Below are 20,862 nucleotides of genomic sequence, written 5' to 3' on the forward strand. Positions count from 1 at the left end.
GCGGACATTACTGCCGTTCACCCAACGTCCGCTATCCTTCACAGAACGACGCGGAGATACCGGCCTGGACGGGGCGTTCGACATACGTCGAGAGAGCCACGTAACTCTTCGTCGAAACGACTTCCGGTAGGGCATAGAGACGCGCCAGCAGGGCTTCCATCGCTTGCGTGCTTTCCATCCGGACCTTTAGGATCATACAGGTATCGCCCGTGACGGAGTGGATTTCTTCCACCTCCGGCAAGGTTTCGATCCGCATGAGCGCATCGCTCTTGCCCCAGCCTGTCGTGTTCACATGGATAAACGCGAGGAACCGCTTTCCTGTCATGGTTGGGTCAAGCTGAGCGGTTACGGCCTTGATACGCCCGCTCACCTTGTATCGTTTTACCCGTTCATGCACGGCTGGAGCCGAAAGCCCAACTGCTGATCCGAGATCGGCATAACTCCGCTCTGCGTTCTGGGTCAGAAGCCCTAACAGTTTTCGGTCGATGTCATCCAATCCATGGGCGTCTTTAGGCATGAGCCGAACCTCGTTCGATTTTTTCCTGCTTGGGCAAAACAGGGTACCGACAATTTCTCGTTCTGTCTATCAAAGGACAAAGAAGGACGTGGATATGAACCCAATTTGGCTCTTGATGTGCGCCATCGGCGTTGTTGGCTCAAACTCGCTCGTATTGAGCCCGATCGCTGGCGATGTGGCAGCATCGTTCGCAGGAACTGGCGCTACGGACGCCATGACGGCCTCCGCCGTTTACGGTGCCGGGACAGCGCTCAGCGCATTGTTTCTTGCGCCGTACGCTGATCGCATAGGACTACGGCGCGCTTTGTTTTTGGCGCTGTTCGGGCTTGCACTGTCGCTCGGGGTCAGCGCTGCGTCCCCTGCTCTACTGGTGTTGATATTGGCGCAAGGCACTGCCGGTCTCGCCGCAGGATTAGCACTGCCAGCGATCTACGGGTTGGCTGCCGATCTGGCTCCGAAAGGTCATGAAAGCGAGACCTTGGGCAAGGTTTTGACAGGCTGGACGCTGAGCCTTGTGGCAGGTGTATCGCTGTCTTCGATAATCGCAGATTTTCTGCACTGGCGCGCCGTGTTCGCCATTCTGGGTATCGTGAGCTTGTTGCTCGTCCTGTCGCTGCGCCGCGCCGATATTGTCGAGTGCGCCACATCGGGCAAGGTTACGTCGCCGTTGGTGGCGCTGAAGATTTCCGGACTGCCGCCGATCCTTTTCGGGGTCGCTTGCTATATGGCGGCTTTCTATGGTCTCTATGCTTATCTGGGCACACATTTAACGGAAACTCTGGCTCTTTCCACCGCCCTCGCCGGGGTCGCGGCGCTGAGTTATGGCGTGGGGTTTGGCGTTGTCGCCCCACTGGATCGCCTGATTGATCGACATGGCGCTCCCCGTGCCGCGCCCTTTGTCTTCGGGGCGCTACTGCTTGTTTATCTTGGCTTGGCGATGGTTTCACCGCTTTGGCTTGCAGTGCTGGTCGCGTGCTTTGTCTGGGGTGCGATCAACCACTTAGGTCTGAACATACTGGTCGGACTGCTGACGGCCCTCTCGCCAGATCAGCGCGGCACCATACTTGGCCTCTACAGCGCGGTGACCTATGCCGCCATGTTTCTCGGCACAGCAGCCTTCAAGCCGGTTTTTGAGGCATACGGCTTTGCAACGGTCGCTGTCCTATCCGCAGTTTGTATCGCGCCCCCATTGTTCGCTGCTATCAGAAGCGGCCCACAAATGACCCATAAAGCCGACGTTCGCCGTACCGCAGAAAATCGTAGATGAGGGCTCGAAGCCGACATTGACAGATTGGCTTTGCATTCGCAGCATTGCTAGGCGGGCTTGATAGTCGTCCACATAAGAAAGACCCCGCTGTATGATGCGAGCGGGGCCAAGTAGATCCTCACCACTGAGGATATAGAAGACTGATTAGGCTTCAGCTGCGCTTGCGCGAGATGAAACCGTCGGGCGTGAAGGCTTCGATCTGCTCTCCGGTGCGCCGCGACATGGTTTGGCCGTCGCTGGACACCGTGATCTCTGCATCTGGTGACGTGCGAATGATCGAGCCATCTCCTTCCAGATAGGTCGTCTCGGCGTCCCGCTCGATCTTCACAGACCCATCCGGGTCGATCCTAATCCAGTCGTTATCAACCAGGACCTTGATGCAATGCTCGTCGATCACGATACCGGACCAACCGAGCACCTGGTCGCGCCTGACCACCAGCTTGTCCGGGTGCAGTTTGATTTGCACATCTGCCGCATCATCGTCCGCCTTTAGAACAATGAACGCCTCCTGATCTTCCGGCTTGGCCAGAAGGCGCGCTATCGCGTCCTTTGGCCTCCAGAGATAGGGTGTATCGCGGCGCTCTTTCCGCTTGTTCTTGTGGAAGGCGATCATCAATTCGGCGGTCTTCCAGACAGCCCGGACAGTGCTTGGAACAGTCACAAGCGGTTACTCCACAAGGCGCATAGGTATGCTCTCGCGCGCCACATACACATTATCAAGAATAGGGCGCGTTGTTCAGGCTGGGGCCGAATGCCGACACGTCCCTCGGGGTCTATGACCCAGCTACCGCCATCGCAGATGATACTGGCATCCGGTCCGTGCTGCTCGATGAACACGCGATCCGCCTCCGCCTTCCGGCTCAGATGGAGATCCATCGCCCTGTGGCCGCTCGGTCTACGGCACCACAAACCCGGTGCGCGCCCACAATCAGGACAACGAACCGCGAGGACGGGATGCTTATGGGCGATGAAATCAGGCATTGTCTTCCTCCAATTCTCCAAGTTGCCGAAACAGCTCTGATGCGCGGACGCGATCTTGCATTGCTCCGGCTCGATCTTTGTTCTTCGAGGCGGCGGCTTGCAGATGGTGGTAGGCTGCATGGCGTTTCGCCAACGGGTAGCGGTCGGGGTCGGCTGCGATGTCGCGGGCCTCAAGGATCGTGACAAACAGGTCCGACGATGCAAACAGGTTCGCGATCCGTGCACCACCTGCATCGGTGCGGGACAGCGGAAACGGTGGTCGCTTGAGATCGAGCTTACCGAGGCTGTAGCTGTGCAGGACACCCAGCAAACGGCAGGGGTCGGCAGGATAAGGCGCGCAATCCCATACGCGCCGTACCGCACGCCGCTCATCAGCCGGTAGGGCGTCGATCATGCGGCGGGCTTTGCGCCATTGCGCCGCGCGATCATCTCGCCACCTTGCTTCCTGCGTGGCGGACGCGACGGCCCGACGGGCCATTTCCTTGTCCTCGCTCGGCTGCTCCTCCGCGATCTGCTCGGCAAAGAGCGGCAGGGCCTCTCGCTCACGGCGCTGCTTGCGCCGCAGAGCGGCCCGCTTTCGCGATGTGTCGCTGAACTCATAGGGCGGGGGTTTCTTGGACCGCATGTCACTGCTCCTCGCCGTGGTCGGCCAACCGCGCGTCCTGCGCCTCAAGTCGTCCCAACAACGCAGCTGTCAGATCCTTCAGAGCGGCATGATGGGCAAGGTGCATCGCGGCGCGCTGCCCGGCCGTCAGCTTGGACAAGAGCGGGTCGCGCGATGCCGGCACTCCTTCTCCCGTGTGCAGAACACCAGCCTCCGACAGAGCCTCGACCAGCGGGCGCATCATTGTCCGAAGAGCGTCGTTATCGACACGGTTCGACTCAGCTGACTTCTGAATGAGGGCAAAGGTCTCGATCATCTTCTTGACCCGGCCCGCGTTCCTTGGGTTCAGAAAAGGCATGGCTGACCCCTTCCATCGACGTCTCGTTGTCGTCCAACAGACCACGCAGGACTGTCTCCGCATCAGCCTTGGCGACAGCCAGGAGACGGTAGTATCCGCCGAACTCTTCGGGCACGGCTGGGCCTGCCAAGTAGTACGGTCGCAAGGGCCGATTGCCGGTGTAGCGCCGCACACCGACTTTGCCGATGTGGCCCTCGATCTGGTACTCGCAGGGCCGCCCATCAGGGCCTTGGACCGTCGGTATCCATTTGAAGTCGGTCATTGATCTTACTCCATCCGGGGAGGGTCAGGGCGCTCACGCGCCCTGCCTCTCTCTCACTCCATGCCTTCGGGCAACCACGCGTCGATGCGAGCGATCTGCGCCTCGGTCAGCTGCAACGCACCGCGCAAATCCGACTGCACAAACAACGCCTCCAGCTTTGCGGCCTTCTCTCCCTTTTTCAGCTTGGCAAAGCTGGTGACGGTCGGGTGATCCTCCGCCAATTCCAGAAGGTCGCACCAAATCGCGACCATGTAAGGGCCACCGATACGGCCAAAGAAGTTTGCAGCCGTTGGACTCCAGACCTCCCGAGTGTTGGGCGTGGTGATCTTGGACACCATCGCTTCCAGCTTTTCATCACCACCTTTGAATTGAGAGGCGAGGAAGCGGATCAGCTCACCGCGGACATGCTCGGCACCCTTCTTGCGGAACGCGCGGAACGATGCGCCAAGGTCTTTGACTTCCCACATCTCGGGCGGCGGATTGCTGGTCAGCCGCTCGTCCGGCGCATAGCCATCTGCTTCGGTTGACGGCCAGTTCGGGACACAGGATGTGGAAATCCCGAACGGGCCTTTCCAATGCAGTTCGTGGCTTAACTGATAGGCCAGAAGGTCAATTAGAAGGTCAGGATCGCGCAGAGCCGCATGTTGGCGGGCACCGCGCTCCACGCGGTTGAGATCGTCACGGAGCTTTTGCGAGATCGGCGACTTTGGCACATCTTCGGCGCTGCTGTGCATCGACTTGCGCAGAACACCCGCTTCAATCGCTGCCTTCTTATCCTCGGGCTTGACCAACGCACCGCTGACACACTGCCTGCCATTGTTATCTACATAGACAAATAGACCAGCGTGTGCGCGCTGTGTATCCGTATAGTCTCCCTCAAGAATGAGATGCAGCGCCTCAAGCTCGGCATACCCTTCATCGTCCAGTGCGCCAGCGTCTTCCAGTTCGCTCAGAGCCTCATAACGCTCGGTCTCGGTTTCGCTAAGCGTGCCGTCCTCTTTATAAACAGAGCCATGCTTTTCAAGCCCATGGCTGTAAGACGACAGATAGGAGTCGTCGTGACGCGCAACCCACTTCCAACCCTCGGCCTGTAGAGTTTCAACCGCTTCATCCAGTTTGGCCGCGAACAACTCGTCCAGCAAAGCCACATCATCAAAGAACGTCTGCTCACTGAACAGATCGGCGCTCTTGTGGCCACCAGCTTCGTCGTAGCCTTCCTCGGTCACATAGATCACACGGCGATCCGTATTCCGTACAGAGTCAGGCTTTAGCGCGCGCTTGATCTGATGATCACTGCAATTGGTGCCACGGACCTGCTCAAGCACCTCCAGCGCGGCCTTCTCGTCATTGCTGACGGTGAAGGCCGCCGCTGCGGACAGGCTGATCTCATTGGCGTGCAGCGCATTCAGAACAGGCTCGGGCAGATGCGCCAACGCGAGGCGGCGGTAAACGTGCTTTTCTCCGACAGCGAAAGCGCGCGCGATGGCGGCAGCATTTGCGCCCTTGGCTTCCATCTTACCATAGGCCCGGATTTCTTCGGCAGGGTGCAGATCGCGGCGAGCGACGTTCTCCATGTTGGCCCATGCTTCGGCGGTCTCTGCATCGGGGGCCAACATAACCATGGGATTTGCCAGATCAGGCCGGGTCTTCGCGATCTCGAGGTGCTTCTCTGCCAGATAGTGCAGGGCGCGCAGGCGACGTCCACCGGCCACGATCTCGGCCCCGCCGTCCGCATCGGCAAGCCCAGCGATAGATTGAATGAGACCAGCCGCCCAGATGCTTTCCGCAAGTTCGATCACGTCTTGCTCTGCGACAGTCTGGCGTGGGTTCAATGGCGATAAGACCAGCTTATCGAGGGGAAAGCGAGCTTCGGTTGCCATGATTTTAGACTGCTTTGTCATTGGGACATTCCTTGTAGCTGTGGTGAAGTTCGTGGTATCGGTGCCCCAGCCCGAAAGGGCTGAGGCGAGGGGGCTAGACAACCCCGTGCTTGATCAGGAAGCGGCGTCCGATGCCAAAGTGATCGCCCTTCCTGAGAAGCGCCCATGCCTCGGCAATCCGGCGCTTAATCAGTTCATCGTTCGTTGGTCTCACCATCCTTTCTATTTGAGTGCGTCAGGGTGGGGAGGCGTTGACTGCCGCCCCGATTGGCCTGCTCGACAGGCCGGCCTCGGCGCGGGGAAAGTGGGACTTCCCCGCAACCGAGCTCAGTATTCTTCGGGGAGCATGAGGGTCAGAACCCGCCGAGTGACCTCAGCGTTGGCCGCATCCTCGCTGCCAAACTGATAGGCCACATCGAACAGATCGATCTTCCAGAAAAACCGATGCTCCGTTCCCGCCTCGCAAAACCGAATGACACCAAAGCAATGGTCGCCGTAGGGATCGTTCTCTTCGGTGAAGTCGTCAAAGGTCACCAGCCGCTGGACCAACATGCCGATGACATCCGGCGATAGCGCGGCCACACCCCGTGTCATCACCAGCTGACCCTTGACCACCCGGTCTTGCCCGCCGGACGTCCGGAAAGCATCGTTCTGAGCTGCGATCTGCCCTATGCGCGCGGCATCCTGTTCTTCTTCCGTAAGAATGAAGTCCGATTGTGCCATGTTTGGCCTCCTTGTATTGATGCGGTCGGGCCTTCGTGACCTCTTTCCGCCGATGGGCTGCGCCTCACCAATCTGTTGACTGGAAAACGCATGTTTTCCGGGGAACAGAGGGGGGAGGGCGATGCCCGACCCACGGGCCTGGAATGGTGTCGAACGTCAGATGACTTTGACCTTTGCGTCATAAACTGACCTTTTCCCACGTTGTGCCCGTGCGATTTGTTGCGTTGATCTGACCTCCGTTTCCGAAAATCAGGGCTGAATGGAAGGACAGCGGCGAAGCCGCCTGCTCCTGCAAATCTGCCACGTGGCGAACGCGGAGGGGGGCGAGGCAGCCCAATTCGATGGCAGTGGTGCGGCCCGCAGGCGAAGCCGAGGACACGGTGCCGTCTAATTGTGTTGCCACGAGGGGGGAGGCCGCGCCTCCACCCTGACGGCGAAGGGCGTTTGGCTTGTCCAAATCCCCTGAGCCAAGGCAAATCAGCGACGCGGGGTCAGCCGCGTTTCAGGTCAATGATCAGAAGGGATCATAGAGCCGCCGTTGCCACGACGCGCGGCGAAAGCGGGCAGCGAGCCCAAATCACTGAATGCTGCGGGACGCATGAAGGTCTGCTAGGCGGACACAGTGGTCATTCCGCTCTGCTGTAGCCTCAGAATATGAGCCAATGTGACAGCGAACCTTTGGTTGCCTGTGCGCAATGTTGGGAAACCTAGAAGATCCGTCTCTACGCAGGCCACGTATGACATCGCAGAGAGACGTCGTGCTTCGGCATTGCGTGGGGTTCTTGTAGTATGCGCGTATGCAAATGCCCTTTAGGTCGACCGAGGGTGCAGCTATCCCGCTTTAGTTCTTTGGTGCGGCAAGGCGGTCCAGTGCCCTTTGGAAGGCGGCCAGGAAGCGATCGGCTTCGTCGCGTGTCAGGCAGAGCGGCGGGCGGATTTTCAAGGTTGCTCCTTCACGTCCCGCGGCACCGATCATCACGCCTTCGTCGCGCATCGCATCGATCACCCGGACCGTGAACGCCGGATCCGCTGTGCCGCTGTCCTGCTCGATCAGATCAAGCCCAATGAAGAGGCCCGCGCCGCGGACATCCCCGACCTGCGCGCTTTGGTGTCCGATGTCGCGCAGGCCGGCGATCAGCGCGGCGCCCACTTCATGGGCATTCTCCATCAGGCCCTCTTGGTGGATCACCTCAAGAACCGCGAGACCTGCCGCCGCCGCCACGGGATTGCCGCCGAATGTGTTGAAGTACCCAACATCCGAACAGAAGGCGGCCAGGTGATCCGGTTGCGCCGCCATCGCAGCCATGGGGAACCCGTTCCCCATGGGCTTGCCCATTGTCACAATGTCCGGCTGCAGCCCGTGCCGCGCAAAGCCCCAGAAGTGGCTGCCGGTGCGCCCGAAGCCGGGCTGGACCTCATCCGCAATGACGAGCCCGCCCGCCGCGCGCATGACATCGGCAGCCTTTGCGAGACCTCCGGGCGGATCGGCAAAGACCCCGTCCGACGAAAAGATCGAATCCATCAAGAGCGCGGCGGGCGCATGCCCGCGGTCTTTCAGGGTTGCGATGGCCCCGCCAACGGCCTGCGCAAACCCATCCGCAACATCCTGGCCATACTGCGCCGGACCGGGCGGGGCGACGGCCACAACCCAATCGGGCAGGGGCATCGCCTTGAGGGCGGACGGAGATACATCCGTTGTAAGCGCGGTGTTGCCGTGATAGGCCGCCTGGCTGACGACGACACCGGTGCCGCCCGTCGCGGCGCGTGCGACCCGCAGCGCGAGATCGTTCGCTTCGCTGCCCGAGCATGTCATTATGACATTTCCAAGGTGCGCGGGCAGCTGCGATTTCAGCGCGTCCAGATAGCGGTCCACGATGTCCACCAGATAGCGCGTATTGGTGTTCAAAGTGGCGATCTGGCGCTGCACGGCCTCGACAACCTTCGGATGCGTATGTCCGACCGAGGGGACGTTGTTGTAGAAATCGAGATACCGCGTGCCGTCCCGTGCGATCATGGTCGCCCCTGTCGCCCCGACCATCTCGATGGGTTCGCGGTAGAACAGCACCGAGGCTGCGCCGACGTTCCGCAACCGGCGGCTGACGGCGGCGCTGCTGGAATCGCCCTCCCGGAAGGCGTTCATGTCGAGGATCGGACGCATCCCGCTCATGTGGCCGCCAGATAGGTCCGTGCGAGCCGGACCGTGCCGTCGGTATAGGCCTCAAGGCCTGCGTCACGGGCGGTTTCGGTTTCGCGGTGGCTGGCGATCCAGGCGGTCAGTAGGATACGGCGGAAGAGGATGAAATCGGGCAGCATCGCAATGTCATCCGCCCCGAGCGCGCGCACCCTCTGGTAGCCGTCCAGCCAGGCGGCCTGCAGATCGGGCACGATGGGGTCAAGCTCCAAGAAGGAGATCGCGGCGGCGAAGTCGTACATGAACCAGGAGTATCCGCAGTCATCGAAGTCGATCACCCCAAGCCCGTCGGCGCGGGCGAGCAGGTTCGCCAGCCGCAAGTCCGCATGCACCAGACCGAAGTGATCCGACGCCTTGCCATAGGCGTCGAGCCGGGTGGCGAGCCTGTCGAGGGCGGATTGCAACGTATCGGCGCCCGCCGGGGTCAGCCCGAGCGCATCGCGCCACAGGCCCCAGTGGGGCGCGGGGCCGAAGGCCGTCTCGAAGTCCCAGGTCTTGCGGGTAAAGCCGGGTGGCGTCTGCCAGCGCTCCGTGTGCTGGTGCAGCCGGGCGGAGATCTCGCCCAGGGTGACAAACCCCGGGATCAGACCTGCATCCGCGTCAGGCTCGGACCCCTCCATGAAGGCGAAACCGACCACATGGCGGGTTTCGGGGCCGTCTTCAAAGGCGGTGATGTAGCCTCCGGCGGTCGTGGGGATCAGCGCGGGGGTTTCGACGGTGCCAGCGTCGCGCAGCGCTTCGATCCAGGCGAGTTCCGAGGCGATTTCATCGCGGGTGTGATAGTTCGGGCGGTGCACGCGCAAGACCACCGGGGCAGGGCGGGCCGGGTCCCGCGCCAGGAAGGTGGCGTTTTCGGAGACCGTCAGCAGGCTGACCTCGGTCGCGTCGGAGAGCCCCCAGGCCGGCAGGACGCTGCGCAGGCCAGCCTCAAGGCGCGTGATGAACTCACTTTGGTAGAGCATTTTAGCAGTGACCCCGCGTTTCGCCCGTATCCGGGCAGTTAAGGAGATTGCCCGAAGGGTGACAAGATTTCCCTTGCCTGGCGGGGTAGTCCTGTCTTGGCTGAGGGCGAAACAGCCCAAGAAAGGACCGCCATGCTCAGTTCGATTGCAGGTAAAAGCACCATTGTCACCGGAGGCTCGAAAGGGATCGGCAGGGGGATCGCCACGGTCTTCGCCGCGCAGGGGGCCAAGGTGATGATCGCCGCCCGTGGCAAAGAGGCCGCCGAGGCTGCCGTGGCCGAGATTGCGGAGGCGGGCGGCACGGCGGCCTATACGCTTTGCGATGTGGCGGAGTGGGAGAGTGTCGAGGCGCTGGTGGCCGCGACGCGCGACCGCTTTGGCGGGGTCGATATACTTTGCGCCAATGCCGGTGTCTTTCCACAGACGAAGCTGATCGAGATGAGCCCGGGGGAGTGGGATGGTGTCATGGCCACCAACCTCAAATCGAGCTTTCTCTGTGTGAAGGCCTGCATTCCCGCCTTTGAGGCGGCCGGACAGGGACGTGTCATCCTGACATCCTCTATCACGGGGCCGGTGACGGGCTTTCCCGGCTGGGCGCATTACGGGGCGTCCAAGGCCGGTCAGCTCGGGTTTCTGAAGACGGCTGCGATGGAGCTGGCGCGGTACAACACGACGATCAACGCGGTGATGCCGGGCAACATCTATACCGAAGGGCTGCAGGATCTGGGGGAGGACTATCTTGAGACCATGGCGGCGTCGATCCCGCTGAAACGGCTGGGCAGGGTCGAAGACATCGGCCATGCGGCGCTGTTCTTCGCGTCGGCGGAGGCGGCCTATATCACCGGGCAGCAGATCGTCGTCGATGGCGGACAGATCCTGCCGGAGAGCCTGGAAGCCATCGAGGAGATCTGAAGCGGATCAGCGCCGCTGCAGACGGTTGTTGATCGTCAGGCCGACGATCAGCACGATTGCGCCTGCGATCACGCTCAGAAAGCCAACGGCGGGGACCATGGGCGTATAGCCGCCGATCATCTTCCCGTAGAGCCATTCGGGAATCGTGACGGATGCGCCTGACGTAAAATACGAAAGCGGGAAGTTGCCCCAGCTCAGCAGCACCGCGAAAAGAAAGCCGGAGAAGATGCCGGGCCCGAGCAGCGGAAGCGTGATGTCGCGAAAGACCTGCCAGCGGCTGGCGCCGAGGTCCATTGCCGCCTCTTCAATGGAGGCGTCATAGCCGAACGCCTGGATGGCGATGATCAGCGTCACGATGGGTGCGATCCAGACCAGATGGGCGAAGACGGTTGCCGTCCAGGTCATCTGCACGCCGATCGAGCTGAACCAGATCTGCAGCGCCAGGCCGAGCACCGACTGCGGGAAGAAGATCGGCACCAGCAGGAGCTGCTGATAGACTCTCTTGCCCTTCCAGTCGTAGCGCGCGTAGGCGAGCGCCCCGGCCAGCGCGAGGGCCACCGAGAGGATGGCCACGAAGAAAGCGATAGTGATGGATGTCAGCGCCGCTTCCTTGATCTGGAGCGAGGCGAAGGTGTCATTGTACCACTTCCAGGAGGTGCGCCGGATCGGGAAGACGAAGAACCGGGAGCGGGAGATCGAGGCGAGGGCGACGGCCAGCATAGGCACGTAAAAGACGATGATCACGAAGATCACATAACTGCGCAGCAGACGGTCGCCCAACAGTGTTCTGTCGCTCGTCATGACGCCCGCCCCAGCATTTTTTCCAGATCCAGCCTGCGCATCGCGAGGTAGACGGCAGCCCCTGCGAGGATGATCACCAGCGCCGAGAGCGCCGAGCCGCGCGGCCAGTTCTGTCCGAAGGTGAACGCGCTTTCGATGTCCTGCGCGATTGTGACGACGACGCCCTTGCCCAGGAACTTCGCCTCTGAAAACGCGCCGAGCGAAATGACGAAGCACAAAAGCCCGCCGATCAGAAGACCGGGCGCTGCCAGCGGAAGTTCGATATCGCGAAACATCTGCCAACGGCTGGCGCCCAGATCGGAGGCGGCCTCTTTCACGTCGGGCGGCACATTGGCGAGCCCCATGATCATCGGGAAGAGCATGAAAGGCAGGTAGACGTAGACGATGCCAAAGACGATGGCGGGCACATTGGTGACCAGCGAGCCGATCTCGAAACCGGTAAGCGCCTTGACGGAGCCGTCCAGCACACCCGCCTTGTCGAGAAACAGCACCCAACCCTGCAGCCGGATGTTCTCGGCGACAAACAGCGGCGCGACAATGAGGATCGTGAGGACCAGCGCGCGGCGCGGCGCGGCGCGTCTGATGGCGACGGCGAGCGGGTAGCTCACCACCATCAGGATTGCGGTCGAGATCAGGGCGAGAAATAGCGACCATCCGAACGAGATGTAGAATTTCTGCGTGAAGATATCGACGTAGTTTTCGAGCGTCGGCACGCCGAAGGGGCTGAAGGTGCCGCGCGGCATGAAGCTGAAGAGCACCACCATGATCAAGGGGGCTAAAAACCCGGCGAGCAGAAGCAATCCAATGGGGGCTGCGCACCAGACACCCGCCGGGATCTGGCGTAATTGGTTGGCGCCATCGGAGGCGTCCGCCATCGTTTCAGGGAGTGTTTCAGCGGTATCTGTCATTCGGCAAAAAGCATCGAGTTTTCAGGGGCGAAGGTGATCCGCGCCGCGGGATCGGGTGCGGCGCTGTCGCGCTGTTTTTCCACAAGCAATGTGGTGCCCCCTGCGCGCACCTGATACTGCACGCGGCTGCCGAGCAGGTATTCGTTGAAGATCTCTCCACTGAGCACGCCGTTCACGGGCGGCTCGCCATTCACGAAACGCATGTCTTCGGGGCGGATGATCAGAACACCATCTGTCTCCTGCGCGCCCGGCGGGACCTCGAAGCTGGTCCCGAGGCTCTGGCAGTGCAGCTTGCCACCTTTGGCGGTCACGGGCAGGACGTTCACCTCGCCCATGAACTCCGACACGAAGCGGCTGTTGGGTCGGCGGTAGATCTCGCGCGGGGCACCGATTTGCACCATGCGCCCTTCGTTCATCACGCCGATCCGGTCGGACATGACCATGGCTTCCTCAAGGGAATGGGTGATGTAGATGAAGGTCTTGCCGGTCTCGCGCTGAATGTCCTTCAGCTCTTTTTCCAGCAGCTTCTTGAGTTTGTAGTCGAGCGCCGAGAGCGGCTCGTCAAAGAAAAGGATATCGGGGTCGAAGGCCAGCGCACGGGCCAGCGCGACACGCTGCCGTTCACCGCCGGAACACTGGGTCACAGGGCGGTCGTAATACTCCATCGGCAGATGCGCCAGCGTGAGACACTCCTCTGCGCGCGCCTTGCGGGCGCCAGGCTCGATCCCGCGGCATTTCAGCGGATAGGCCACGTTTTCGCCCACGGTCATATGCGGGAAAAGCGCCAGCGACTGAAACACCATGCAGGTCGGACGTTTGTTGGCGGGCACATCGTTGATCCGCTCTCCGCGCAGCAGAATGTCGCCCCGGCTGGGTGTGTCCATGCCGACCAGCATACGGATGAGCGTCGTCTTCCCCGAGCCTGAGGGCCCGACGATGGTAAAGAACTCACCCTCAACAATCTCTAGGGAAATCCTCTCTACCGCTGCCTTGTCGCCGAAAAACTTGTCCACCTGTTTGAGTTCAAGAATGGTCTTGGATGCCATGGTGTTCGTCCTGAAAGGTCGTGAAAAGGCCGCCGGCCGAGGAAGGTCCGGCAGCCCTTGGTAAGGTCAACCGCGCGAGCGCTTGGCCTCTGTGTAAAGGTCGTGCATGGCGTCGTAGTCTGGGTTGATGTCGAAATCGATGCAGCGGCCGACGAGCGTGTCGAGCTCGTCCCACTGCATGGCCTCCAACTCGTCCGAGCCGAATTTCTCCAGAATACCGGGATCGCCCATCTGCACCACCGGGTTGAGTGTGCCCGGCGCCCGTGCGGCCACGCGGTAAGACGCCTCGGGCGTGTGGCAATAGACCAAGAAGGCTTCGGCCAGCGGTGTCGGATCGGGGTTGGCCACCAGCGACGTGACCTCGATCCAGATGATGCCGGATTGACCCATGGGGTTGTCGGCGGTCTTGGTCTCCTCGATGCCTTCTTCCGGCACGACACAGGCGATCTGTGTCTCGCCTTCGAACCGCGGGGCGGACACCGAATAGACTGACCCCGGGAAGGTCCCCATAACCTCGCCGGTGATCATGTCGCGCGCGAGCGACGCCTGATCGTCGGAGACCTTCTTGGCGTTGTTGAAGATTTTGAAGATCACCTCTTCGTATTTCGCCATCTCGTCGTCGGTGTGCGGCCGGAAGGGTGAGAACCCGGCGGCCATGCAGGCGTGCATGATGACCCAGTTCTCATAATCGAGAATGGCGTACTCGCCCGCCGCACCCTCGATCATCTCCATGTAGCCGCCCTTGGTGAGGGTCTCGGCGCTCATCGCGTCGGTGTTCACGGCCATGCCGGAGGGGCCATAGCGCTGGATCATGCCGAGGATCTTCTCGCCGCTTTCATCCATTGCCCAGTTGTAGGGGAATTCGAAACCCGCCACGTTCATGTCGTAAAGCGGCTGGAACTTGGCCGTATCGAGCGGTAGGATCAGCCCCTCGGGGTAGAGCAGTTTGCGCTGCCAGGCGTTGTTGAGGTTGATCACATCCCAGGTTGCCGTTCCGCCCGAGCGCAGGTTGTTCACCGCCGCCGGGTCCGAGATCAGCATCTGCGGGTTGACGGTTGCGCCAGTGTCCGCCTGGAAAGGGGCCAGCACAGGCTCTTCGGTGTAGCCTTCCCAAGAGTGCAGGTTGAGATCCATGCGGAAGCTGCCGCCCGAGAGCTCGGCCTTGGTTTTCTCCCACAAATCAATAGCATAGCTGCCGCCGGTTGCGGCATGCGCTGTCTTAAGCGACCCGGAGGCCAAAGCGGCAGTAAACCCTGCGCCAAGCCCCTGCAGCACGCTGCGGCGGTTCATGGCATACCCGTTGAACTTAGAACGTTTCATATTGCGTATTCCCTCTCCTGTAGGCACATCGATCTTGGTCCCGCGCTTTGCTGCGCGAGTTCGGTCGTCAGTCTCCTCCCAGATGCCGACGAATGTGTCGGCGGTGCGTGCTGAGACCTATTCAGCCGCCAGCGCGTGTGTACTTGCCTTGTTAGTGTCCGGCTGAAGATCGAGCGTCGGATTGCGATCGAAAAAGCCCACCGGCATCAGCTTGAAGCCGAGCATTACGCAGGGCTGAACGGGGAAATCCTCAAGCCGGGTGATGTGATGCAGACCGAAGGTGTGCCAGACGACGATGTCCTTTTCCGCCACGGGACGTTCCTGCTTGACCCAGGTGGCGATCCCGTCCGAGCCGTCGCTGTTGTTGACGAATTCGCCCGCGGGGAAGCGTTCCTCGGGGTCATAAGGTGTCACCCAGAGGTCAGAATAGCAAAAGCCCATGCGCTTGCCCGAGGGGCCGTTCGGATCCTGGAAGATCTTGCAGGAATGCACCGGCGCCAGCTTATAGGCCGTGGGCGCCCCCATCGCGTTGGTCTTCTCGGCGCTTGTGATTTTCCAATAGCGTTCCGCGTCCGGGTTGCGGGAGCGCCCGCATTCCACCTCGATGGGTGTCTCCTTGACGAAGAACGCGTTGCCATAGGGGTTTTCCGGTCCCATGGGCAGCGTGGCGGTGTCGCACTCCTTCACGGTGTTCAGATCGCCATCCACCGCCATGTCGAGCCGCGCGATGAAGATGTGCTGGTGGTTCTGGCCGATCACGCCGGGCGAGACCTCGGTGCCATACTTCGTGCGGTCCGGGTCTTCGGGATCGGCGGAGACCGTGTTGATGACGCCCGTGGCCTTCATCTCGAACTCCACCTCGCCATCGAGATAGAAGTACCAGTAGGATCCGTATTCGTAGTTGCCGACCGTGGCGACGAAAGAGATGACCAGGCGGCGTGCGCGGCGCACTTCGGTTTTTTCGGTGCGGAAGTCCCAGTGCTTCCACTGGATGCCGTAGTCTTCCTCGTGAATGCAGATGCCGTTTTTGATCAGCACCGGCACCCCGTCGATGCCGGGGACGTAACAATCGAGATAGTGGATGGCGCCCAGACAGTCGCAGCCCAGTTCCAGTGAATTGGCCAGCTTGCCGATGCCGTATTCGCCGATGTCGAAGACGTTCTTGCGCGAATGCTGTTTCTTGGGGCTGCCATAGGGCACCACCATCTCGGCGATGGACGCGCGATAGCAGAGCGGACGCCCGCCGTAGGAGATGTCGTGCAGCGTCAGCCCCTCGCGTCCGTTGAAGCCGATGACCATCGACCATTCGTGCCAGTCGATGCGTCTGCCTGTCATCGTGAAAGTCACGCCTTCGGGCTGCACCACATCGATGGGTTTGAGATCCTCGCGCAGCTTCGGTTGGGCATCGGGCGTATAGTTGCTGTCCTGCTTGGGCACGGGCACAACCCCGTAGTCATCCACACGCAGAACCTTCAACTCAGTGATATCGACAACCGCGTTCACCCCTTCAATCGGATGCGCATAGAGGTTGTCGTCCGGAAAGGAACGGACCCAGGCGAAAGTATGCGAGATGTGCCGCCCTTCCTCGTCTTCATCGCCGAAGCTTCCCGCAGACCACGGGTCCACGCACACGAGATCCATGTCTTCGATCCCGCGCTTCTTGCAGGCCTCGATGAAGCGGGGGTCGGCCTTTACACAGGCTTCCACTTCCATGAATTCCTCGCCCTGAATCATTGGGTGTACGTCAGAGCGATCTTCTTTCGAAAGCACGGTGCCATGGGTAACGGAGACCTTGTACTTCGTGACCCCACGCCGATTGCCGTAGAACACGTTGACCCGTGCGACGCGTTCAAAGTCGTCGCCGTAAGAGAAAGCACGCACGACGCTCTTTTCAGGCTCCTGCATTTCGATGGTTTCAAAGCGCAGCATTTTGACGAGATCGCCGACATCGGCCTTTACGATCTCGGCGGCGGTGATCATCTCGTCTCGGGTCAGCGGCTCCAGGGGATGTAGAGCAACGGTTTCTTCGCAACTATCGCAAGGCGTCGGCATCACGTTCATCTTCGGGCTCCCTGTTTTTTGGCGATGGAGCAATTGCGGAAGGCAATCTGATTCAAGTCAAATGTCGCAGCGCATTCATTCCGCACGCGGAGACAAAAAAGTTAACGTAAGGTCAAAAAAAGTGCAGAAGTTGGCCTGTTCAGTAGCGAATGGCGTTTCTTTCATATGGGCGTACCAACGGTTGAAACGAACCCATCAGATCAAATGCCCACCCCCAAGGGCGGGAGAAAACCGGGGCGAAACCAGCTGGCTTTGTCATCCAAGGTGGCGCGCTCAGCCCAAACACATCTTCTAAACTGTGATTGCGGAGGGGGCTGCATTGACGACCAGTCCCGCTTGCACATGGTTTTATAGTCTTCAAAGCCAATCCGCTGTCGCAGATCGTCAAAACTCATCCGCGTGTGACGTTCACCATCACGCATTTCGCGCAAGGTCCCCTCCATCGCCTGCATCGCGGTGGCCAGCAACGACAGTGGACAGGCAGCAATGTAGTGACCCATGTGGTGCAGTGCGGCGTAAGGCAGATCGAGCGTCTTGCCGCCCTCTTCGCGCGGCGGATTCCCGCCATCGACCGCCGCGCGGATGCGGTCAGAAGCCTCGTCTCGCGCCACCACCGCCTTGCGGGGCGTGTGATCACAGTGTTTCGGAGCCCGTTGCTCTTCGAACATGACCGAAGCAGACCACTTGGCCAATCCCGTGAATGCGCGGCGCACATTCATCGCACGATCATAACCGGTGTCACCATCACCAATCGGTGGAATATTAATGGCATCTGCGAAGTCGCGCGCCTGGTCGAGCACCTCACCTTAGCTTATCACCTTTCTTTGCGGCGCTTCTCTTATCACTCGCGGCAGAACCGTTTCGGACGTGCAGGGTAGTAACGGTAGTCTCGTTTATCCGTTACGAGATTCGAATACATAGAGGCCGAACGAATGTCGGCTACGCGGGCTGCATGCGCAGCATCTGAGCAAGGCGAAGAGAGTCTGGTTCGGGCCGCGGCGGGTAGGGGAGAGCTCCAACTACTACATGCTGCGCTGCCACCGAAGTCCGCGCCGAGCCCTCTTCAACCGATGCTGCAAGGCGCACGAATGTCCGCTCCCGATGCCCAGGTGTCAGGGCTCCGACGTCGGACTACGTCAAGAGGATATTGTGATCAGGAGCTGAGATGCAGCCGACCGACGAAACCGACAGACAGATGCCAGCAGAAGTGGACGAGCAACCACTCCTTCTTTTGTCCCTTAGCCTTCTTGCGGTCTTTGGCTGCATTGCGCTGGCCGCCTCTATCCTCATCGCGGACTTTGTCGTTCCAAACCATGACTGGATTGCCGATACAATTAGCGATTTGGGAGCGGGACGCTATGAATTCATCGTCGATATCGGCTTATACGCCTTTTCCGCCGCGTTGATTGGGCTCGCCGTTTCCTGCGCGCACGTTCATCTCGGCGCATGGGACTGGAGCGTTGGGATCATCGCAATCATTGTCTTCGGATTGTTGGTGTTTCTCATTGGGGCCCGAAACGAATACGGCGACAACGACAGTGATGGCTGGGTGATTCATATCTATCTTGTCTACGGCTTGGGCGTCGCAATGACCGTCGCCTGCTTCGCCCTGGCACGCGGGGCGGCACGGGCAAGTCCCCGCTACCGTACGACCCTGATCGCGACCGGCATCGTCTGGATTGTCTCCGCTCCCGTGTTCTTCTTTTTACCCACGGAAATCGACGGTATCTACGAGCGTTACCTCGGTGCAGTCTCTTTCGTGCTGATTTTGACCCTCGCACACCTTTTCTACCAACGCTCCAAGCAGCAGAAAGCAAGCTGATGTTCACCGACGTTTCCGCTCTCGACGTATTCCTACGGGGCACATTGCTTGCCCTTGTCGGCCTTTCATGGGTGGTGATATGCGTGCGTATCGTCGGCCTGCGCGCATTCTACAAAATGACTTCATTCGATTTTGTCACACCGTTGCCATCGGTTCACTTCTCGCGGGATGTGTGCAAGCCACCAATTGGAGTGCGATGGTGCAGGCGCTGATCGCAATATCAGCTCTCCTAGGTGTCCAGTATTCAGTGTCTCGCATTCGCGCCGAACAAGATGGGTTGGAGGGCATAATTGACAACACACCTAGTCTGCAAAGCTGAGACCATTATCCCTCGATGCAAATCGCACCAATCGACTATCCAGCACACTAGCCTGCCGGTGTCTCATCGCGTCGCGGTAGGTTTCATTTCTCATCATATTCAAGAAGACTTGGACACTGGGATACTCTGCGACGAAAGCGATGTCCCAAGTCTCGCTCTGTGGACCAACCATGGTCAATTCATGTCCGCCGCGCCAAATGATCTTTCCACCCAACGCTTGAAAAACAGGCGCGCTCAGGTCGCTATAGGCGCTGTAGGCTTCCGCCCCGGTAGAGGCGCGCCCGTCCGAGTACTCGGCTTGTTCGCGCAGCCGGATAAGGTTCAACATCTGGATGGGTCCTGGCCGCAGATGCGCTTTGAAAGTCTCCCATACCTTCTTCGAGAAACTGGTGTGAAACTGTCTATTCTCCATCCTAGGCTCCAACGTATTCCGGCGTTCGGCGTGCGATCCATGCGCTTAGGCCTTCATGCACATCTTGCGTGGCCGCCATCCGCGCGAACTGTTCGCGCTCAATAAGGAGTCCTTCGTCAATTGTTGCGTTGATCCCTCTCGCGACGGCGGTGATGATGCGTGACGCCGCAAGCGGTGAGTGCCGGATGATACGGTCCGCCAAATCAATAGCAGTTGGGATGAGTTCATCGTGTGAAACAACCTTGTTGATCAGCCCCATCTCATAAGCCCTCTGAGGTGAAAAGGTATCTCCTGTTAGAAGAAGCTCTAACGCCCGTTTGCGCCCCGCGAGCCGTGGAAGTCGCTGCGTGCCACCAAAGGTCGGAGGTATCCCAATGTTGATCTCCGGCTTGGCAAACACCGCCCTTTCGCTGGCGATCGCTAAATGAACAGCCTCCGTGATCTCACATCCGCCACCAAAGGCGATACCATTGACGGCAGCGATTATCGGCTTTTGAAAGGCTTCAAGTCTGGCGGTCATGGTCTGGCCGCGTTTGCAAAAATCTCTAACGGCTTCATCGACGCCTGCTTTGACGCTTTCAGTGAATTCGTGAATGTCGCCACCAGCGGAAAACGCCCGTTCACCAGCGCCAGTTAGGATGATCGCTCTTATGGACGGATCAGTTTCGATGGCGTCCAGCAACGATAGCAGGCAGTCGTTCGTAGCGTAATTGAGGGCGTTCAGCTTTTCCGGCCGGTTCAGCGTGAGGAGCGCGACGGCTCCTTTTTTGTCGTAGGTTATCAGTTCTGTCATCGTGATCTCCGTTGCGTTTTAGAGAGCATACGGAGGTTGAGATTTGACGTATACTCACTGTATAGTATACATGCATATGCCCGCAGAAAATCTCTCAGCAAAAGACCGCATTCTCGACGCAGCCAACCGGCTGTTCTACGGCGAGGGTATTCGGGCCGTTAGTGTGGATGCCATCGCTGCAAAAGCAGGGATCACTAAAAAGACTCTGTACTACCATTTCAAAAGCAAGGACGATCTGATCGAGGCCTACTTGGCCTCCCGTGACCAACCAAATCTCACGATTTATCGAAAATGGTTTGATGAGGCCGATGGCCCGCTTGCCAACAGGGTAGAAGCAATTTTCTTGAATTTGGCGCAATCTGCCCGCCACCCAAAGTGGAAGGGCTGTGGCTTCTTGCGTACTGCTGGTGAGTTGGCAAACATGCCGGGGCACCCGGCCATGAAAGTTGGGGCCGCGCACAAGAAGAAGTTCGAAGCATGGCTTTGTGATGTGTTCGAGGATGCGAAAACGGACAACCCCGATGAACTGGCGCGGCACGTCGTCTTGTTGATGGACGGTGCATTCTCTACCGTGTTGGTCCATCGTGATCCAGAGTATCTCGTTTCTGCCGGAGTGGCAGCAAGAACGATTGTGGCAAACGGCTCAATATAGATGACCGTTCGAACTTGCACCCGAGAAGCGGTCATTGGCGCAACCGCAGCGAAAGTCAGTTCTGTCTAAGG

The 20,862-nt window shown here is 59.8% G+C and carries 21 protein-coding genes; 4 read left to right on the top strand and 17 right to left on the bottom strand.

Going from position 1 to position 20,862, the window contains the following annotated elements:
* Positions 1-31: 31 nt before the first annotated feature.
* Complete coding sequence (locus Q1A71_RS23320) at positions 32-517, bottom strand: Lrp/AsnC family transcriptional regulator (protein WP_299682682.1); 486 nt, start codon at positions 515-517, stop codon at positions 32-34.
* Between Q1A71_RS23320 and Q1A71_RS23325 the strand changes: the two genes are divergently transcribed.
* The gene (locus tag Q1A71_RS23325; RefSeq protein WP_299682685.1) at positions 516-1,784 is read left to right on the top strand and encodes an MFS transporter; all 1,269 of its coding nucleotides are present in this window, start codon (positions 516-518) and stop codon (positions 1,782-1,784) included. The two genes, Q1A71_RS23320 and Q1A71_RS23325, sit on opposite strands and share 2 nt — an antisense overlap.
* Before the next feature lie 151 nt (positions 1,785-1,935).
* Here the strand turns inward: Q1A71_RS23325 and Q1A71_RS23330 are convergent, their stop codons facing one another.
* The 8 genes from Q1A71_RS23330 to Q1A71_RS23365 form a co-directional block, all read right to left on the bottom strand.
* Positions 1,936-2,445, bottom strand: coding sequence for a hypothetical protein (locus Q1A71_RS23330; RefSeq protein WP_299682707.1), 510 nt, complete (start codon positions 2,443-2,445; stop codon positions 1,936-1,938).
* 312 nt (positions 2,446-2,757) lie between these two features.
* The gene (locus tag Q1A71_RS23335; RefSeq protein ID WP_299682709.1) at positions 2,758-3,390 is read right to left on the bottom strand and encodes a hypothetical protein; all 633 of its coding nucleotides are present in this window, start codon (positions 3,388-3,390) and stop codon (positions 2,758-2,760) included.
* Position 3,391: 1 nt separating this feature from the next.
* Complete coding sequence (locus tag Q1A71_RS23340) at positions 3,392-3,685, bottom strand: hypothetical protein (protein WP_299682711.1); 294 nt, start codon at positions 3,683-3,685, stop codon at positions 3,392-3,394.
* Positions 3,648-3,989 (bottom strand): hypothetical protein, encoded by a 342-nt coding sequence (locus tag Q1A71_RS23345; protein ID WP_299682712.1) that lies wholly within the window; start codon positions 3,987-3,989, stop codon positions 3,648-3,650. Before Q1A71_RS23345 ends, Q1A71_RS23340 begins: the two co-directional genes overlap by 38 nt.
* 53 nt (positions 3,990-4,042) lie before the next feature.
* Positions 4,043-5,890 carry a ParB/RepB/Spo0J family partition protein gene (locus tag Q1A71_RS23350; protein ID WP_299682713.1) on the bottom strand — a complete coding sequence of 616 codons (1,848 nt, stop codon included), beginning with the start codon at positions 5,888-5,890 and terminating at the stop codon, positions 4,043-4,045.
* A gap of 306 nt (positions 5,891-6,196) precedes the next feature.
* The gene (locus Q1A71_RS23355) at positions 6,197-6,592 is read right to left on the bottom strand and encodes a DUF3768 domain-containing protein (RefSeq protein ID WP_299682714.1); all 396 of its coding nucleotides are present in this window, start codon (positions 6,590-6,592) and stop codon (positions 6,197-6,199) included.
* Positions 6,593-7,433: 841 nt separating this feature from the next.
* Positions 7,434-8,759, bottom strand: coding sequence for an aminotransferase class III-fold pyridoxal phosphate-dependent enzyme (locus tag Q1A71_RS23360; RefSeq protein WP_299682715.1), 1,326 nt, complete (start codon positions 8,757-8,759; stop codon positions 7,434-7,436).
* Positions 8,756-9,745: a phosphotransferase gene (locus tag Q1A71_RS23365; protein WP_299682716.1), complete on the bottom strand. Its 990-nt coding sequence runs from the start codon at positions 9,743-9,745 to the stop codon at positions 8,756-8,758. Before Q1A71_RS23365 ends, Q1A71_RS23360 begins: the two co-directional genes overlap by 4 nt.
* Before the next feature lie 132 nt (positions 9,746-9,877).
* On the opposite strand from Q1A71_RS23365, the gene fabG reads away from it, so the two are divergent.
* Positions 9,878-10,657, top strand: coding sequence for a 3-oxoacyl-ACP reductase FabG (gene fabG / locus Q1A71_RS23370; protein ID WP_299682718.1), 780 nt, complete (start codon positions 9,878-9,880; stop codon positions 10,655-10,657).
* 6 nt (positions 10,658-10,663) lie between these two features.
* Here fabG and Q1A71_RS23375 read toward each other — a convergent pair whose 3' ends face one another.
* The 6 genes from Q1A71_RS23375 to Q1A71_RS23400 form a co-directional block, all read right to left on the bottom strand.
* A complete protein-coding gene (locus Q1A71_RS23375) occupies positions 10,664-11,458 on the bottom strand; it encodes an ABC transporter permease (protein ID WP_299682721.1) in 795 nt (264 codons plus the stop codon).
* The gene (locus Q1A71_RS23380; protein WP_299682724.1) at positions 11,455-12,366 is read right to left on the bottom strand and encodes an ABC transporter permease; all 912 of its coding nucleotides are present in this window, start codon (positions 12,364-12,366) and stop codon (positions 11,455-11,457) included. Before Q1A71_RS23380 ends, Q1A71_RS23375 begins: the two co-directional genes overlap by 4 nt.
* The gene (locus Q1A71_RS23385) at positions 12,363-13,412 is read right to left on the bottom strand and encodes an ABC transporter ATP-binding protein (RefSeq protein ID WP_299682732.1); all 1,050 of its coding nucleotides are present in this window, start codon (positions 13,410-13,412) and stop codon (positions 12,363-12,365) included. The genes Q1A71_RS23380 and Q1A71_RS23385 overlap by 4 nt, the downstream gene beginning before the upstream one ends.
* Before the next feature lie 66 nt (positions 13,413-13,478).
* Complete coding sequence (locus Q1A71_RS23390; protein ID WP_299682734.1) at positions 13,479-14,732, bottom strand: PotD/PotF family extracellular solute-binding protein; 1,254 nt, start codon at positions 14,730-14,732, stop codon at positions 13,479-13,481.
* 117 nt (positions 14,733-14,849) lie between these two features.
* A complete protein-coding gene (locus tag Q1A71_RS23395) occupies positions 14,850-16,793 on the bottom strand; it encodes a primary-amine oxidase (protein WP_299682737.1) in 1,944 nt (647 codons plus the stop codon).
* 200 nt (positions 16,794-16,993) lie between these two features.
* The gene (locus tag Q1A71_RS23400) at positions 16,994-17,593 is read right to left on the bottom strand and encodes a hypothetical protein (protein ID WP_299682740.1); all 600 of its coding nucleotides are present in this window, start codon (positions 17,591-17,593) and stop codon (positions 16,994-16,996) included.
* Between the two features lie 365 nt (positions 17,594-17,958).
* Here Q1A71_RS23400 and Q1A71_RS23405 point away from each other — a divergent pair, with 365 nt between their 5' ends.
* A complete protein-coding gene (locus tag Q1A71_RS23405; protein WP_299682742.1) occupies positions 17,959-18,615 on the top strand; it encodes a DUF998 domain-containing protein in 657 nt (218 codons plus the stop codon).
* Between the two features lie 302 nt (positions 18,616-18,917).
* Here the strand turns inward: Q1A71_RS23405 and Q1A71_RS23410 are convergent, their stop codons facing one another.
* Both Q1A71_RS23410 and Q1A71_RS23415 read right to left on the bottom strand, forming a co-directional pair.
* Complete coding sequence (locus Q1A71_RS23410; RefSeq protein ID WP_299682745.1) at positions 18,918-19,346, bottom strand: DUF1330 domain-containing protein; 429 nt, start codon at positions 19,344-19,346, stop codon at positions 18,918-18,920.
* A gap of 1 nt (position 19,347) precedes the next feature.
* A complete protein-coding gene (locus Q1A71_RS23415; RefSeq protein WP_299682748.1) occupies positions 19,348-20,139 on the bottom strand; it encodes a crotonase/enoyl-CoA hydratase family protein in 792 nt (263 codons plus the stop codon).
* 70 nt (positions 20,140-20,209) lie between these two features.
* On the opposite strand from Q1A71_RS23415, the gene Q1A71_RS23420 reads away from it, so the two are divergent.
* Positions 20,210-20,791, top strand: coding sequence for a TetR/AcrR family transcriptional regulator (locus Q1A71_RS23420; RefSeq protein WP_299682751.1), 582 nt, complete (start codon positions 20,210-20,212; stop codon positions 20,789-20,791).
* Positions 20,792-20,862 lie beyond the last annotated feature (71 nt).

Source organism: uncultured Roseobacter sp. (assembly GCF_947493125.1).
GTDB lineage: Bacteria > Pseudomonadota > Alphaproteobacteria > Rhodobacterales > Rhodobacteraceae > Roseobacter.

Bases quoted from the DNA above. Each gene is read 5' to 3' on its own strand.
- Q1A71_RS23325 (WP_299682685.1), top strand. From the start codon at position 516: ATGAGCCGAACCTCGTTCGATTTTTTCCTGCTTGGGCAAAACAGGGTA.
- Q1A71_RS23320 (WP_299682682.1), bottom strand. From the start codon at position 517: ATGCCTAAAGACGCCCATGGATTGGATGACATCGACCGAAAACTGTTA.
- Q1A71_RS23335 (WP_299682709.1), bottom strand. From the start codon at position 3,390: ATGCGGTCCAAGAAACCCCCGCCCTATGAGTTCAGCGACACATCGCGA.
- Q1A71_RS23340 (WP_299682711.1), bottom strand. From the start codon at position 3,685: ATGATCGAGACCTTTGCCCTCATTCAGAAGTCAGCTGAGTCGAACCGT.
- Q1A71_RS23345 (WP_299682712.1), bottom strand. From the start codon at position 3,989: ATGACCGACTTCAAATGGATACCGACGGTCCAAGGCCCTGATGGGCGG.
- Q1A71_RS23350 (WP_299682713.1), bottom strand. From the start codon at position 5,890: ATGACAAAGCAGTCTAAAATCATGGCAACCGAAGCTCGCTTTCCCCTC.
- Q1A71_RS23355 (WP_299682714.1), bottom strand. From the start codon at position 6,592: ATGGCACAATCGGACTTCATTCTTACGGAAGAAGAACAGGATGCCGCG.
- Q1A71_RS23360 (WP_299682715.1), bottom strand. From the start codon at position 8,759: ATGAGCGGGATGCGTCCGATCCTCGACATGAACGCCTTCCGGGAGGGC.
- Q1A71_RS23365 (WP_299682716.1), bottom strand. From the start codon at position 9,745: ATGCTCTACCAAAGTGAGTTCATCACGCGCCTTGAGGCTGGCCTGCGC.
- fabG (WP_299682718.1), top strand. From the start codon at position 9,878: ATGCTCAGTTCGATTGCAGGTAAAAGCACCATTGTCACCGGAGGCTCG.
- Q1A71_RS23375 (WP_299682721.1), bottom strand. From the start codon at position 11,458: ATGACGAGCGACAGAACACTGTTGGGCGACCGTCTGCTGCGCAGTTAT.
- Q1A71_RS23380 (WP_299682724.1), bottom strand. From the start codon at position 12,366: ATGACAGATACCGCTGAAACACTCCCTGAAACGATGGCGGACGCCTCC.
- Q1A71_RS23385 (WP_299682732.1), bottom strand. From the start codon at position 13,412: ATGGCATCCAAGACCATTCTTGAACTCAAACAGGTGGACAAGTTTTTC.
- Q1A71_RS23390 (WP_299682734.1), bottom strand. From the start codon at position 14,732: ATGAAACGTTCTAAGTTCAACGGGTATGCCATGAACCGCCGCAGCGTG.
- Q1A71_RS23395 (WP_299682737.1), bottom strand. From the start codon at position 16,793: ATGAACGTGATGCCGACGCCTTGCGATAGTTGCGAAGAAACCGTTGCT.
- Q1A71_RS23405 (WP_299682742.1), top strand. From the start codon at position 17,959: ATGCAGCCGACCGACGAAACCGACAGACAGATGCCAGCAGAAGTGGAC.
- Q1A71_RS23410 (WP_299682745.1), bottom strand. From the start codon at position 19,346: ATGGAGAATAGACAGTTTCACACCAGTTTCTCGAAGAAGGTATGGGAG.
- Q1A71_RS23415 (WP_299682748.1), bottom strand. From the start codon at position 20,139: ATGACAGAACTGATAACCTACGACAAAAAAGGAGCCGTCGCGCTCCTC.
- Q1A71_RS23420 (WP_299682751.1), top strand. From the start codon at position 20,210: ATGCATATGCCCGCAGAAAATCTCTCAGCAAAAGACCGCATTCTCGAC.